This is a genomic window from Streptomyces poonensis, assembly GCF_014650915.1.
Classification (GTDB): Bacteria; Actinomycetota; Actinomycetes; order Streptomycetales; family Streptomycetaceae; genus Streptomyces; species Streptomyces poonensis.
The window spans coordinates 238,918-253,651 of the sequence record NZ_BMVW01000001.1; the positions used below are offsets into that span (position 1 = coordinate 238,918).

Here is a 14,734-nt window from a genome sequence, read left to right on the forward strand (position 1 = left end):
CGGCCGGTCCGTCCGCCGGTGCGGTGGGGCGGGGTGGGGCAGGGCGGCTAGCGGTCGGCCACGCGCATCTCGAACCATGTGGTCTTGCCGCGGGGGAGCAGATCGACGCCCCAGCGGTCGGAGAGCTTGTCGACGAGGAAGAGGCCGCGGCCGCTGATGTCCGTCTCCTGGACCGGCATCAGACAGGGCAGGCCGCGGGAGGGGTCGCGGACCTCGACCCGGATCCAGCCGCGGCGGTGGTGCATCCGGAGGCCGAAGACACGGGCGCCGGTGTGGCGGACGGCGTTGCCGACGAGTTCGGAGACGAGCAGGACCGCGTCCTCGGTCATCTTGGGCGTGAGGCCCCACTGGCGCAGCATCACCACCTGGGCGAGCCGTCGCGCGGTGGCCGCGGACTCGGGCCGGGACGGCAGCGGGATCTCGGCCTCCGTGGGATTGCCGAGCAGTTCCAGGGCCTTCAGCGCCTGTTCGTCCTCGACCGCAGGCGACCAGCGCGCCGCGGTCGCACGTCCGTGCTGCCGCGACTGTTCGATACCCTCCAGCCCCGCCATGACCCCATCATGGCCGCCCGGAGCACCGTTCGGGGCCGTTCCGGAGGAATAGACCCCCCGGAACCTGACATTCCGAGGGGCACTTCCGGCATATGCCCGAGGCAGAAAACATCCCATAAGAGCACCGGTGAGCTGCGGCGATCCGGCGAGGCCGAAGGACCGGGAAGCCCTCGACGCCATGGACCCTTAAGGCTGGCTTAAGGGTCCCGTAAACCCCTCATTCGGGGGACGCATGTCAGACACAGTGTCAACTGCAAGCCCGCGACTCCCCTTCGGGGGTGACATTCGCCTCCCCCCGAACCGCTTGCGGGACCACCACCGGACGCATCATCAGACGAATTTCGCCTTGCCCGGGCCCTCCTCGATGAAGCTCCGCATACCGCGCTCACGGTCCTCCGTCGCGAACAGCCCCGCGAACCAGTTCCGTTCGATCGTCAGACCGGTCTCCAGATCCGTCTCCAGGCCGGCGTCGATCGCCTCCTTGGCCGCGCGCAGCGCGATCGCGGGCCCGCGCGCGAGCTCGGCCGCCCACGCGTGTGCCCGGGCGTACGTCTCCTCGGCCGGTACGACCCGGTCGACCAGGCCGAGGGCGAGCGCCTCGTCGGCGCCGACGACGCGGCCCGTGAAGATGAGGTCCTTGGCCTTCGACGGGCCGATCAGCCGCGCCAGCCGCTGGGTGCCGCCCGCACCCGGGATCAGGCCCAGCTTGATCTCCGGCTGCCCGAGCTTGGCGTTCGCCGCGGCGATGCGGTAGTCCGCGCACAGCGCCAGTTCGCAGCCGCCGCCGAGCGCATAGCCGGTGATGGCCGCGACGACCGGCTTGGGGATACGGGCCACGGCGCTGAAGGAGTCCTGCAGGGCCCTGGCACGGGCGACCATCGCCGCGTGGTCCATGGCCTGCATCTCCTTGATGTCGGCGCCGGCCGCGAACACCTTCTCCGTGCCGTGGACCACCACCGCGCGCACGTCGTCGCGGCGCGCGGCCTCCTCGGCGAGTTCCTTGAGACGGTCCTGCGTGGCGATGTCCAGCGCGTTCATCGGGGGCCGGTCGAGACGCAGGGTCCCGACGCCTTCGGAGACTTCGAGATGCACAGTCATGGGGGCAGGTTAACGGGCACTAACGACACCGGCCCCGGTGCGCTGCGTCACAGCGGCGCACCGGGGCCGGGCACGGTCACTCCGTGGAGCGCGCCGTCACTTCTTCCATTCCTCCCACGACATGTTCCAGCCGTTGAGCCCGTTGTCGGGCGCGACGATCTGGTCGTTGGAGTTCTTCACTACCACCACGTCGCCGATCATCGAGTTGTCGAAGAACCAGGCCGCCGCGGTCGTGTCGTCGTAGCCGCCGCGCACGTCGCGCAGGCCTATGCAGCCGTGGCTGGCGTTGTAGCTGCCGAAGGCGCCGCTCCAGTAGTTGCCGTGCAGGAAGGTGCCGGAGGTGGTCAGGCGCATGGCGTGCGGGACGTCCGGGATGTCGTACTGGCCGGCGTAGCCGACCGTCTCGCCGTTCATCCGGGTCACCTCGAGACGCTCGCTGATGACCATCTGGCCGTTCCAGGTGTCGTAGCCCGGTGCGCCCGTGGTGACGGGAACGGTCTTGAGGACCGCGCCGTCACGCTTCACGACCATCTCCTTGGTCTGGACGTCGACGGTGGATATCTGGCTGCGGCCGATCGTGAAGGAGACGCGCTCCGTCTGCTTCCCGTAGACGCCGGACCCGCCCTTCACACCGTCGAGGTTCAGGTCGACGGTCACCTTCGTCCCGGGCTTCCAGTACTGCTCGGGCCGGTAGTCGATGCGGTTGTCGCCGAACCAGTGGCCGACCACCTCGACGGCCGGCTCGGTCTTGATCGTTATCGCCTTCTCGATGTCCTCGGGCTCGGTGACACCCTGGTCGAAGGTCAGCGAGAAGGGCATGCCGACGCCGACCGTGGCACCGTCCCCGGGGGTGAAGGTGCCCTCGAAGGTCTTCTTCGGCTTCAGGGTGGTGAAGGTGGACTTCCGGGTGGCCGCACGGCCCTCCGCGTCCTTCGCCACGGCATGCACGGTGTACGTGGTGGCCGACTTGAGGTGGCCCGCCGGCGTCCAGGCGGTGCCCCCGTCCGTGATCCGCCCCTCTATCGCGTTGCCCTTGGCGTCCTTGACCCCGACCTCGGTCAGCTTCCCCTCGGCCGCGGTGACCTTGAGGGCGCCGGTGGTGTCCACGTCGTCGGCGCCGTTCGCCGGGGCTATCGTCACGACAGCCTTCGAGGTCCTGTCGGCGGCGGGCTTCTTGTCGTCGCCCCCGGAGCACGCGGTCACCGCGAGCAGCAGCACGCCCAGGAGCGACGCCAGGACTCCGCGCCCCCGTACCCCCCGGCCCCCCGGTGCCCGTGCGTCAAGCGACGCTCCCCATATCGGTCGCCCGTTCACGTTCGTGTCTCCCCTCGCACGGCCTGGTCAGGCCCGCACCCCAACGCGTTTCACAGCGCGTTCACACAAACATTAACCACTGGACCGGGGCCGTCGGCCCCTCCCGTTCGTCACCGTTCCGTACCAGGTCCGGCGCCGCGGGACGCGTCACACGGCGAGCGCCGCCCCCTGTGATGCGTACCCGTATGTCGACGCTATATCGGGCTACATCACCGCGCCGCCCGCTTTCCACTGCTTCCATCCCATGTTCCACCCTCCGAGCCCGTTGTCTGGAGCGACCTTTTTGTCATTGCTGTTGACGACTTCGACGACGTCCCCGACGAGGCTGCGGTCGAAGAACCAGCCCGCCGGGGTGTGGGAGCTGCCGCCCTTCACATCGAGCAGCCCGACGCAGCCGTGGCTGACATTGGTGTTGCCGAAGGCGTCCCGGGCCCAGTAGTTGCCGTGCAGGAAGGTGCCGGAGGCGGTGAGCCGCATGGCGTGGGGGACGTCCGGGATGTCGTACTCGCCCTTGCCGTCGGCCCGCTTGAAGCCGACCGTGGCACCGTTCATCCGGGTCACCTCGAGCAGCTCGGTGACGACCATCTTCCCGTTGTAGGTGGTCGTCCTCGGCGCCCCGGCCGTGATGGGCAGGGTGGCGAGGAGTGCGTCGCCGCGGCGCACCCTCATGGTGTGGGCCGCCGCGTCGACGAGGCTCGTCTGGTGGCGGCCGACGGTGAACGACAGCGTCCTGTGCTGCAGGCCGTACACGCCGGGCGCGCCCTCGACGTCGCGCAGCCGCAGGCCGACCGTGACCCGGGTGCCGGGCCGCCAGTAGCGGGCGGGCCGGAAGTCCACGCGGTTCCTGCCGAACCAGTGCGGCCGGACGTCCACGGCGGGCCGCGCGGTGACCCGGACGGCCCGCTCGACGGCCGCCCGGTTCTCGATGTCCCGGTTGAACTCCAGGGAGACGATCATGCCGGTGCCGACGGTGGACCGGTGTTCGGGCACGACATAGGCGACGAAGCGCTTGCCGGGCACGTACGTCGTGAAGGTGGTGTGCCGCGCCGAGCGGCGCCCGCGTCCGTCGCGCGCGACCGCGTCCACGGTGTACCGGGCCGCGAGCGCCAGCCGTCCGGAGCCGGTGGGCCGCCAGGACGCCCCGTCCCCGGAGAGGCTCCCCGGAACAGGTGTCTCCTGAGCGTCCTGGGACTTGACGACCTTGACGGACTCCAGCCGGCCGTCCGGCACCCGCACCTCGAAGCGCGCGCCGGCGCGGACGCCCTTGCTGCCGTCCTCCGGTGTGACACGGATGCTGTGCCCCGGCCCTCCGGGCCTCCAAGCGGGCCCGTCCGGCGTGCAGCCGACGGCCCCGGCGACCAGGCCCGCCCATGTCAGTACGGCGGCCAGCGCGGCCCCTGCGCGCCCCGCGCGCGTGTGCAGATGCTTCACGTGCGGCCCAACGACGGCGTGTGCCCCGGGGAAACGTGAGTGCGAGCCACGCCCTGGGCAGAACACTGGGGAGGACGACATGACGGCGGGCCGCGTCCGCGAGCCGCACCGGACCACCGCCGTCCGCCCTTGTGTCCGTGTCCCTCCGCCGTAGTGTCCGTGCCGTGCCGCCGAGCCGCAGGAGGCCGTCAGGTGTCGAGCCCACCCGAGCAGGAGGCGGTCCAGGAGGGCCGCGTACCGGACGCGCGCGCGGTCGGCGCGCCGGACTCCGCGTCCGGCGCCGAAGCGGACGTCACGCAGCGCCCGGCGGCCCCGGTGTCCGTCCGGCCGGGCGCGTCCACGCCGCTCGGGGCGCGGTTCCGGGTCGGCGCGGACGGCGTCGCGGGCACCAACTTCGCGCTGTGGGCGGGCGGGGCGGAGGCGGTGGAGCTGTGCCTGTTCTCCGCGGAGGGCGTGGAGCGGCGGCTGCCGCTGACCGAACTCACGCACGAGATCTGGCACGGCTTCGTGCCAGGAGTGCTGCCGGGCCAGCGGTACGGCTACCGCGTGCACGGCCGCTGGGACCCGTGGACCGGCGCCCGCTGGAACCCGGCGAAGCTGCTCCTCGACCCGTACGCGCGCGCGGTGGACGGCGAGTTCGCCCTCCCGCCGGAGGTGTACGGCCATGTGCGGGACTGGCCCGAGCAGCATGTGGCGGACACCGTGCGCGACGACCGGGACTCGGCGCCGTACGTGCCGAAGGGCGTCGTCGTCCACGACGACGCACCCGACGACGAATGGATCGACGACCGCCGGCCGAAGACACCGTGGGCGGACTCGGTCATCTACGAGCTGCACGTGCGCGGCTTCACCAAGCTGCACCCCGGCATCCCGGAGGAGCTGCGCGGCACCTACGCCGGGCTGGCGCACCCGGCCGCGATCGAGCACCTGGTGAAGCTGGGTGTGACGGCGGTGGAGCTGCTGCCGGTGCACCAGTTCGCCCACGAGGACCATCTGCTGCGGCGCGGCCTGCGCAACCACTGGGGCTACAACTCGATCGGGTACTTCGCCCCGCACGCGGCGTACGCGGCGTCGGGGACGGCCGGCCGGCAGGTCGGCGAGTTCAGGCGGATGGTGCGCGCGCTGCACGCGGCCGGCATCGAGGTGATCCTCGACGTGGTCTACAACCACACCGCCGAGGCCAACGAGTTCGGGCCCATGCTGTCGCTGCGCGGGATCGACAACCGCGCCTACTACCGCCTCCAGGACGACGCCCGGCGGTACGCGGACTACACCGGCTGCGGCAACACCCTGCACGTGGTGCACCCGCATGTCCTGCGTCTGATCACGGACTCGCTGCGGTACTGGGTGACGGAGATGGGCGTGGACGGCTTCCGTTTCGACCTGGCCGCCGCGCTGGCCCGCTCCATGCACGACGTGGACATGCTCTCCCCGTTCCTCGCGGTCATCGCGCAGGACCCGGTGCTGCGGCGGGTGAAGCTGATCGCGGAGCCGTGGGACGTGGGCTCCGGCGGCTACCAGGTGGGTGCGTTCCCGCCGCTGTGGACGGAGTGGAACGACCACTACCGCGATGCCGTACGGGACTTCTGGCGGGGCGCGCTGCCGGACGTACGGGACCTGGGGTACCGCCTGTCGGGGTCGAGCGACCTGTACGCGTGGGGCGGCCGGCGCCCGTACGCGTCCGTCAACTTCGTCACCGCGCACGACGGGTTCACGCTGCGGGACCTGGTGAGTTACGAGCGCAAGCACAACGAGGCCAACGGCGAGGGCAACCGGGACGGCACCGACGACAACCGCTCCTGGAACTGCGGCGCGGAGGGCGAGACGGACGACGCGCGCGTGCGGGCGCTGCGGCGGCGGCAGCTGCGCAACCTGCTGACCACGCTGCTGCTGTCGACGGGCGTGCCGATGCTGGTCGCGGGCGACGAGATGGGCCGCACCCAGCGGGGCAACAACAACGCCTACTGCCAGGACAACGAGATCGGCTGGGTGGACTGGACCCTGCTGGAGGAGCCGGGCTGGAAGGCGCTGTTCGAGCTGACGTCCCGGCTGATCGCGCTGCGGCACGCGCACCCGGTGCTGCGCCGGCGGGCGTTCTTCTCCGGGCGGGCCCACTCCGCGGACGGGCTGCGGGACCTGGCGTGGTTCACGGCCCGGGGCGCGGAGATGACGGAAGGGGACTGGTACGCGCCGGCCGCCACGCTCGGCATGTACCTCTCCGGCCGCGACATACCGGGACGGGACGAGCAGGGCGCGCAGGTGCTGGACGACAGCTTCCTGGCCGTACTGCACGCCGGTCACCGGCCGGTGCGGTTCGTCCTGCCCGGGCCGCCGTGGGCCCAGGAGTACGAGGTGGTCGTCGACACCTCGCGCGAGGACCAGCGGGAGGCACCGGGAAAGGTCCACCGGGCGGGTACGGCGATCGGCGTGCCGGGGCGGACGGTACTGCTGCTGCGGGCGCGGTGAAGCCGGGGACGCGGCGCCGAAGTCGGCCGATCCGCTGGGAGAGGACCGAACACGCAGGTCGTAGGTCCATCGGCCGAGCCAGGTCGGGTCAAAACTCGGTGGGCAGTGTCAGTGCCGGTCCGTAGGCTCGCCGTTGATGCCCACGACACCCGCAACCGCCGACGACCCTTCCACCGTCCGGACCCTGCTGCGCCTGTGGCCGTACGTACGGCCCGTACGCGCCAGACTGCTCGTCGCCGCCGTCGTGGCGGTGCTCGCGTCCTGTATGGGCCTCGTCATCCCGCTGGTCCTGAAGTGGCTGGTGGACGGGCCGGTCGCCGAGCGCGACCCGCAGGGCGTGTGGCTCGGGGCGCTGTACCTGCTGCTGCTCGGGCTCGCCGAGGCGGGGCTGTTCGGGCTGCGGCGGTGGCTGGTGGCGCGGCCCCTCGCCGGGGTCGAGGCGGAGATGCGGGCGGACCTGTACCGGCATCTCCAGCGGGTCCCCATCGCCTTCCACGACCGCTGGGCCTCGGGACAGCTGCTGTCGCGCGGCACCACGGATCTGATGCTGCTGCGGATGTTCCTCGCCTTCCCGCTGACGTTCCTGCTGGTCAACGGGGTCACGATCGTTATCGGCGTGGTCATCATGCTGCTGCAGGACTGGGTCCTCGGACTGGTGATCCTGGGCCCCGCCATACCCGTGGTCATCACGTGCGTCGTCTTCGAGCGGCGGTACGCCGAGGTCGCGCGGCGTGCCCAGGACCAGGTGGGCGATCTGACGACGGTCGTCGAGGAGAGCGTCCTCGGGATCCGGATCATCAAGGGCTTCGGGCGGCACCGCAGCCAGGCGCGGGCCTTCAGGGAGCTCGCGCGGACGCTGCGCGGGACGGAGCTGCACAAGGCCCGGCTGCTCGCCACGATCTGGGCCGTGATCATCACGCTGCCCGAGCTCGCCATCGGCGCGGCCCTCGTGCTCGGCACCGTACGGGTGGCCGACGGCGCCCTGTCGGCGGGCACCCTGGTGGCCTTCCTGTCCACGGCCCTCGCCCTGCGCTGGCCCGTCGACTCCATCGGCTTCCTGCTCGCGATGACGCAGGAGGCGGCGACGGCGACACAGCGGTACTTCGAGGTGATGGACGCGGAGCGGGAGTCGGGCGCGGTGCACACGGCTTCCGCCCCGGCCCCGGCCCGCGGGAACGGCGCCCGGCCCGCCGACGACGGCCTGCGCTTCCACGCCGTGCGGTTCCGCTACCCCGACGCCCCGGAGGGCTCCCCTCCCGTCCTCGACCACATCGACCTGCACATACGGCACGGCGAGTCGATGGCCCTGGTCGGCGCGACCGGCACCGGCAAGACCACGCTCACCGCGCTCGTCCCCCGCCTGCACGAGGTGACCTCCGGCCGGATCACGCTCGACGGCGAGGACATCACGGCGATGTCCCGCGAGGAGCTGCGCTCCAGGGTCGCCGTCGCCTTCGAGGAGCCGACCCTGTTCTCCGCCAGCGTGGGCGAGAACGTGCTGATGGGCACCGACGGCGCCGCGGGCCGGGCGGAGCTGGACCGGGCGCTGGCCGTCGCCCAGGCCGGCTTCGCGCACGAGCTGCCCGAGGGCACCGGCACCCAGGTCGGTGAGCAGGGGCTGAGCCTGTCCGGCGGCCAGCGGCAGCGGCTCGCGCTGGCGCGGGCGGTCGTCGGCCGCCCGCGCTTCCTCGTCCTCGACGACCCGCTCTCCGCCCTGGACGTACACACCGAGGCCGCGGTCGAGACCGCCCTGCGTCAGGTGCTCGCGGAGACGACCGCCCTGATCGTGGCCCACCGCCCGTCCACGGTGCTGCTCGCCGACCGCGTCGCCCTGCTCTCCGGCGGCCGCATCACCGCCGTCGGCACCCACCACGAACTGCTGCGCACCAACGCCGAGTACGCGTGGCTGATGTCGGGCGCGGACCACGGCGCCGACGGACCGGCCACCGCCGGCACGGACGCCACCGGTACGGACGCCACCACCGCCGACACCACCGACGCCATCGAGGAGGCCCGCCGATGACGGCGCCCACGACACCAGCGCCGGCCACACCCCACGACGACCAGGACGACCAGGACGTCACCGGCGCGCAGGGCGCCCCGGCGCACGGCACCGGCGACTCCTTCGACCGCGACGTCCTGCCCACGCCCCCGGGCGCCACGGCCGCGCTGCTGCGTTCCCTGCTGGCCCCGCGAAAGGCCCGCGTCGCCCTCACGACGGCCGTACTGCTGGTGCAGCAGGCGGCGGTGCAGGCGGGCCCGCTGCTCGTCGCGTACGCCATCGACAGCGCCGTACCCGCGCTGGGACGCGACGACCACGGCCCGCTGATCGCGGTGGCCGTCGCCTATCTGCTGTGCGCGCTGGCGTCCGGCGGGCTCCAGTACGCGTTCATCCGCGTCTCCTGCCGGGTCAGCCAGGACGTCCTGCTGGACCTGCGCGGCCGGATCTTCCGCCACGCGCAGGCGCTGAGCGTCGACTTCCACGAGCGGTACACCTCGGGCCGGCTCATCTCCCGCTCCACCACCGACGTGGAGTCCCTGCGCGAACTGCTGGACGAGGGGCTCCAGGAACTCGTCACCGTCATCCTGTCGTTCGTCTACATCTCGGCGCTGCTGCTCTGGCTGGACCTCGGCCTGGGCGCGACCGCGGTGGTCTCCCTCGTCCCGCTCTACCTGCTGGTACGGAACTACCGGCGGCGCGCGGTGCGGGTGTACCGGCTGCGCTCGACCGCCATCGCCGCCGTCATCGTGAAGTTCGTGGAGACGATGAACGGCATCCGCCCGGTGCGCGCCTTCCGCCGCGAGGCGGCCAACGACGCCGAGTTCGGGACGCTCAACCACCGTCACGAGCGCAGGAACGGCGACGCGATCCTCGAGATGGCCCGTTACGTGGTCAGCTCCCGTCTGGTCGCCAACACCGCGGTCGCGGGGATCGTGCTGTGGGGCGCCTACCGGGTGGCGGAGGGCTCGCTCGAACTCGGCGTGCTGGCGGCCGCCGTGCTGTACCTGCGGCGGCTGTACGACCCGATCGACCGGCTCGGCATGTTCCTGAACTCCTACCAGTCGGCGGCGGCCTCGCTGGAGAAGATCGCGGGGCTGCTGGCCCAGACGCCGTCGGTGCCGGAGCCCGAGCGGCCCCGGGAGCTGCCCGCCCCGAGGTCCGCGCACCCCGGCCGCGAGGCCGTCTTCGACGGCGTCCGCTTCGCCTACCGCACCGGCGGCGAGGTGCTGCCCCGCTTCGACCTCACCCTCCCGGCCGGGCAGACCGTCGCGGTCGTCGGCTCGACCGGCGCCGGGAAGTCCACCCTGGCCAAGCTGCTCGCCCGCTTCTACGACCCCTCCGACGGCCGGGTCCTGCTCGACGGCGTCGACCTGCGCGACCTGCCGGTGCGCGAGCTGCGGCGCGGCGTGGTCATGGTCACCCAGGAGTCGTTCCTGTTCTCCGGCACGGTCGCCGAGAACATCGCCATCGGCCGGCCCGACGCGACCCGCGAGGAGATCGAGGAGGCGGCACGGGCGATCGGCGCGCACGAGTTCATCGCCGCGCTGCCCGACGGCTACGACACCGACGTGCGCAAGCGGGGCGGCCGCATCTCCGCAGGACAGCGGCAACTGGTCGCTTTCGCGCGGGCGCTGCTGGCCGACCCGGCCGTGCTGATCCTCGACGAGGCGACCAGTTCGCTGGACATACCCGGCGAGCGGGCCGTGCAGCGCGCGATGCTGACCGTGCTGAAGGGGCGTACGGCGGTCGTCATCGCCCATCGGCTGTCGACCGTGGAGATAGCCGACCGGGTGCTGGTGATGGAGCACGGGCGGATCGTCGAGGACGGCAGCCCGGCGGAACTGATCGCGGGCACCGGCCGGTTCGCGGAGCTGCACCGGGCCTGGCGGGACAGCCTGGCCTGAGCCACCGCGACGGCCCCGGCCGTGACGGCTCCCGTCACGCGTCGTACTCGAACTCCGTGCGGTCCGGGTGCAGGACCAGCGCGGTGGGCGGGCGGCCGTCCCAGGTGTGGCCGGGGCCGTGGTGGCGGCGGGACTCGTAGTGCCAGGCCAGGTTGCCGGCGATCAGCCGGCCCACCGCCTCCAGATAGCGGTCCAGGTCGCCGCTCAGTCCGTGGTCCCGGTGGCGGGCGCGCAGGGTCCGGCAGGCGCGTGTGTACGTGTCGCCGGCGTCCTCGAGACGGCGCAGCAGGACGTCGACGGCGCCCTGGACCGTCAGGCCCTGGTGGCGCATCAGGGACAGCGGCAGGTTCGGGCCGTCACCGGTCAACAGTTCCCTGCGCAGCGAGAACAGGTCGCCGACCAGCGCCATGTGCGTGCCCGCGACGCGCCACAGACCGGCCAGGTCCGCGTCCCGCTCCATCAGCTCCGTCAGGTCGATGCCGAGGCCGTGCTCGACGGGCACCAGGGCCGTCTCGCCGCCGCACGCGATGCGGCGCAGCGGGAAGCACACGTCGGGGTGGGCGGTGTGGCCGCCGGCCCGCAGGGAGTTCTCCATGACGAGGGCCTCGGCCCAGCGCCGGTGGGCACGCGCGTACCGGCGGCGGACCCCGGCGGTCATCGACCCGGTCAGATCGGCCCGGGCGTCCCGGTAGGCGGTGGCGAACGGGCTGGTGTCGTCGCCCGTGCCGTCGAGCGTCCGCAGGACGTCGTCGTAGGCCTCCCATCCGTGCGCCGCGGGGTCCGCGAAGGCGTACAGCAAGGTGTGGAGGCGGCTGATGGAGCCGAGCCGGGCGGGTTCGGCGGTGGGGTAGCTCCAGCAGGCCCGGCGGGGGATCCGCTCCGCGAGGAACGTTTCCTTGCGCAGTTCGCCCGTGAACGGCACGGAGTGCACCAGCCAGGCGTGCTCGGCGGCGGTCACCGCGGCGTGGCCGGGGTGCAGTGCCGCCCGTCCGGGGTGCGGGAGGGTGCCGATGCGGACGCGTGTCCCGGAGGCCGGTTCCGTCGGACGGATGGGCCGGGTGATCATGCTTGCTCCCCTGCTCGCCTCGGTGCCGGTACAGGTGGAGCGTGACACTCCCGGCAGGTGCCCAGGAGGGCGGCAGACGCGGCGCCCGGGGCGCGCACGCGGCTCGCCGCTCAGGGCGCCGCACCCGTCCGCATCGATGCGGGACGTCTGTACCCTTTGGTCCCCTTGCAGCCGCGCCGTACGGCGGTCCGGCGGCCTCCCGTACGGCGGCCCCGTAGCCGGGGCGGCCGCCCGGACGGCGCGGCCGGACGCCCCACCCAGACAGCGCCCCCGGACAGCGTCGCCCCGTTCCAGAACACCAGGCGCATCGTTTCCGGACAACGCCGCCCACCACCCCTCCTCGGCCCCCACCATCGGCCCGACCAGCTGGTGCACGCGGTTCACACGCCCACACCGTTCACCTCGGCGGCACTTTTCGGCCAACATCACATCGGACTCCTGACATGTACGCGTCCTAGCTGCCACGCTTCCCCCCACCGCCGCACGGCACCGCACCTCACAGCAACTCCCGGACAAGGACCCCACCCTTGCCCGGCTCCCCCACCTAGGAGCTCGTGTGACCCCCTTCTACGCGCGTCACAAGCGCACCACCCTGGCCATCGCCACCGCTGTGGCCGCCGGAGCGCTCCTCGCCGCCGGTACCACCACCGGCGCCGCCGCCCAGCCCGAGCCGTCACCCGGCACGGCGAAGGCGGCGGCCCTCCCGCTGGCCCTCACCCCGGCCGCGCGCACCGCCCTGATCAAGGAGGCCGACGCCGACGCCGCCACGACGGCCGACGCGATAGGCCTCGGCGCAAAGGAAGAGCTCGTCGTCCGCGACGTCGTCCAGGACGCCGACGGCACCACCCACACCCGCTACGAGCGCACCTACGCGGGCCTCCCCGTCCTCGGCGGCGACCTGGTCGTCCACGCGAACGCGGCCGGCACGACCACGGGCGTCACCAAGGCCACCAAGGCGGCCGTCAAGGTCGCCGACCTCACCCCGGACGTCACCAAGGCGGCCGCCGAGAAGCAGGCCCTGAAGGCCGCCAAGGCCGAGGGCTCCACCGAGTCCGCGGCGGACAGAGCCCCGCGCAAGGTCGTCTGGGCCGCCACCGGCGAGCCGGTCCTCGCGTACGAGACGGTCGTCGGCGGCTTCCAGCACGACGGCACCCCGCAGGAGCTGCACGTCGTCACGGACGCGGCCACCGGCGAGAAGCTGTACGAGTGGGAGGCCGTCCAGACCGCCACGGGCCACGGCCAGTACAACGGCACGGTCACCATCAACACCACGCTGTCCGGCTCGACGTACCAGCTGAACGACTCCGCCCGCGGCGCCCACAAGACGTACAACAAGGCACGCAGCACGTCCTCCTCGCTGGGCACGCTCTTCACGGACGCCGACAACGTGTGGGGTACGGGCACCCCCTCCAGCGCGACCACCGACCAGACGGCCGCCGTCGACGCGCACTACGGCGCCCAGGCCACCTGGGACTTCTACAAGAACGTGCTCGGCCGCAACGGCATCCGCAACAACGGCGTCGCCGCCCCCTCCCGCGTCCACTACGGCAACGCGTACGTCAACGCCTTCTGGTCCGACAGCTGCTTCTGCATGACGTACGGCGACGGCTCGGGCAACGTCAAGCCGCTGACCTCGCTGGACGTGGCGGCCCACGAGATGACCCACGGCGTCACCTCGAACACGGCCGGGCTGAACTACAGCGGTGAGTCGGGCGGCCTGAACGAGGCCACCTCCGACATCCTGGCCGCGGCGGTCGAGTTCCACGCCGGCAACGCCGCCGACCCGGGCGACTACCTCATCGGCGAGAAGATCGACATCAACGGCAACGGCACGCCGCTGCGGTACATGGACAAGCCGAGCAAGGACGGCAAGTCGGCCGACTACTGGTCCTCCAGCCTGGCCGGCATGGACGTCCACTACTCGTCCGGCCCGGCGAACCACTTCTTCTACCTGCTCAGCGAGGGCAGCGGCGCCAAGACGGTCAACGGCGTGTCCTACAACTCGCCGACCTCCAACGGCTCCACGGTCACCGGCATCGGCCGCACCAAGGCCATCCAGATCTGGTACAAGGCGCTGACCACGTACATGACCTCCACCACCAACTACAAGGGCGCCCGTACGGCCACCCTGAACGCGGCGGCGGCGCTGTACGGCTCCGGCAGCGCGGAGTACAACGCGGTGAACACCGCCTGGGCCGCGGTGAACGTCACGGCCTGACCGGCCGGTTGACGCGGCAGGGCGTCGGGGCGGTACCCGGAGGGAGCACATCTCCGGGTACCGCCCTAGGCTTTGGCCTCATGCCCCCCACGGACGGCCGCTCGTCGCACGGCCCCCTCGCAGACGGCCCCTTCACCTACGCCCCTGTGGGCGCGACCCGGACCGGCGGCTGCCCGCCCGGTTTCCACCCCCTCCACGTGCGCACCCGCATCGGGGAGGGCACGGAGGTCTTCGAGCGCGCGGCCCAGGCGGTCATGACCTGGGAGCTGCACCGGGCGGTCGGCGTGGGCATCGAGGCAAGCGCCCCCGAGGCCAAGCCCGGAGTCGATGTCACGGTCACCCTCGCAGGCGTCATCAAGGCGCCCTGCCGCGTGGTGTGGACGGTGGACGAGCCCCGCCGCCGGGGCTGGGCCTACGGCACCCTCCCGGGCCACCCGGAGTGCGGCGAGGATGCCTTCGTGGTCGACCGCACGGGGGACGGCACGGTCTGGCTGACGGTGACGGCGTTCAGCCGCGCGGCCAAGTGGTACGCACGCGCGGGCGGCGCGGCGACCCGGGGACTGCAGCACGCGTACGCACGCAGATGCGGGGCGGTCCTGCGCAGGCTGTGCGCGACGTCCGACGGATGAGGAGGTGACGGGGCGCACCGCCGGGCGGTAGCGCCCGCGCCGCCACCTCGACGGA

General features: G+C 72.3%; 10 protein-coding genes. 5 read left to right on the forward strand and 5 right to left on the reverse strand.

Annotated elements, in window-relative coordinates:
• Positions 1 to 47: 47 nt before the first annotated feature.
• The 4 genes from IE242_RS01040 to IE242_RS01055 all read right to left on the reverse strand — a co-directional run bounded on the left by IE242_RS01040 (position 48) and on the right by IE242_RS01055 (position 4,394).
• Positions 48 to 551, reverse strand: a complete 504-nt coding sequence (locus IE242_RS01040) for an ATP-binding protein (RefSeq protein ID WP_189854309.1) — start codon at positions 549 to 551, stop codon at positions 48 to 50.
• Positions 552 to 881: 330 nt separating this feature from the next.
• Positions 882 to 1,649 (reverse strand): enoyl-CoA hydratase/isomerase family protein, encoded by a 768-nt coding sequence (locus IE242_RS01045; RefSeq protein WP_189854311.1) that lies wholly within the window; start codon positions 1,647 to 1,649, stop codon positions 882 to 884.
• A 96-nt stretch (positions 1,650 to 1,745) separates the two neighbouring features.
• Complete coding sequence (locus IE242_RS01050; protein ID WP_189854313.1) at positions 1,746 to 2,963, reverse strand: L,D-transpeptidase; 1,218 nt, start codon at positions 2,961 to 2,963, stop codon at positions 1,746 to 1,748.
• A gap of 204 nt (positions 2,964 to 3,167) precedes the next feature.
• Entirely contained in the window at positions 3,168 to 4,394 is a 1,227-nt protein-coding gene (locus tag IE242_RS01055; RefSeq protein WP_189854315.1) for a L,D-transpeptidase, read from the reverse strand.
• Between the two features lie 315 nt (positions 4,395 to 4,709).
• On the opposite strand from IE242_RS01055, the gene glgX reads away from it, so the two are divergent.
• The 3 genes from glgX to IE242_RS01070 all read left to right on the forward strand — a co-directional run bounded on the left by glgX (position 4,710) and on the right by IE242_RS01070 (position 10,766).
• Positions 4,710 to 6,860, forward strand: a complete 2,151-nt coding sequence (gene glgX, locus IE242_RS01060) for a glycogen debranching protein GlgX (RefSeq protein WP_373299464.1) — start codon at positions 4,710 to 4,712, stop codon at positions 6,858 to 6,860.
• A 136-nt stretch (positions 6,861 to 6,996) separates the two neighbouring features.
• Positions 6,997 to 8,883 (forward strand): ABC transporter ATP-binding protein, encoded by a 1,887-nt coding sequence (locus IE242_RS01065; protein WP_189854319.1) that lies wholly within the window; start codon positions 6,997 to 6,999, stop codon positions 8,881 to 8,883.
• Positions 8,880 to 10,766: an ABC transporter ATP-binding protein gene (locus IE242_RS01070; protein WP_189854321.1), complete on the forward strand. Its 1,887-nt coding sequence runs from the start codon at positions 8,880 to 8,882 to the stop codon at positions 10,764 to 10,766. The genes IE242_RS01065 and IE242_RS01070 overlap by 4 nt, the downstream gene beginning before the upstream one ends.
• Positions 10,767 to 10,800: 34 nt before the next feature.
• Here the strand turns inward: IE242_RS01070 and IE242_RS01075 are convergent, their stop codons facing one another.
• The gene (locus tag IE242_RS01075) at positions 10,801 to 11,832 is read right to left on the reverse strand and encodes a terpene synthase family protein (RefSeq protein ID WP_189854323.1); all 1,032 of its coding nucleotides are present in this window, start codon (positions 11,830 to 11,832) and stop codon (positions 10,801 to 10,803) included.
• A gap of 556 nt (positions 11,833 to 12,388) precedes the next feature.
• Between IE242_RS01075 and IE242_RS01080 the strand changes: the two genes are divergently transcribed.
• Together IE242_RS01080 and IE242_RS01085 are read left to right on the forward strand one after the other, a co-directional pair.
• Positions 12,389 to 14,050: a M4 family metallopeptidase gene (locus IE242_RS01080; protein ID WP_189854327.1), complete on the forward strand. Its 1,662-nt coding sequence runs from the start codon at positions 12,389 to 12,391 to the stop codon at positions 14,048 to 14,050.
• A gap of 80 nt (positions 14,051 to 14,130) precedes the next feature.
• The gene (locus IE242_RS01085; RefSeq protein ID WP_189854328.1) at positions 14,131 to 14,679 is read left to right on the forward strand and encodes a DUF1990 domain-containing protein; all 549 of its coding nucleotides are present in this window, start codon (positions 14,131 to 14,133) and stop codon (positions 14,677 to 14,679) included.
• Positions 14,680 to 14,734: the final 55 nt, after the last annotated feature.

Excerpts from the sequence above, each read along its gene's own strand:
- IE242_RS01040 (WP_189854309.1), bottom strand. The coding sequence starts at position 551 with ATGGCGGGGCTGGAGGGTATCGAACAGTCGCGGCAGCACGGACGTGCG.
- IE242_RS01045 (WP_189854311.1), bottom strand. The coding sequence starts at position 1,649 with ATGACTGTGCATCTCGAAGTCTCCGAAGGCGTCGGGACCCTGCGTCTC.
- IE242_RS01065 (WP_189854319.1), top strand. The coding sequence starts at position 6,997 with ATGCCCACGACACCCGCAACCGCCGACGACCCTTCCACCGTCCGGACC.
- IE242_RS01070 (WP_189854321.1), top strand. The coding sequence starts at position 8,880 with ATGACGGCGCCCACGACACCAGCGCCGGCCACACCCCACGACGACCAG.
- IE242_RS01075 (WP_189854323.1), bottom strand. The coding sequence starts at position 11,832 with ATGATCACCCGGCCCATCCGTCCGACGGAACCGGCCTCCGGGACACGC.
- IE242_RS01085 (WP_189854328.1), top strand. The coding sequence starts at position 14,131 with ATGCCCCCCACGGACGGCCGCTCGTCGCACGGCCCCCTCGCAGACGGC.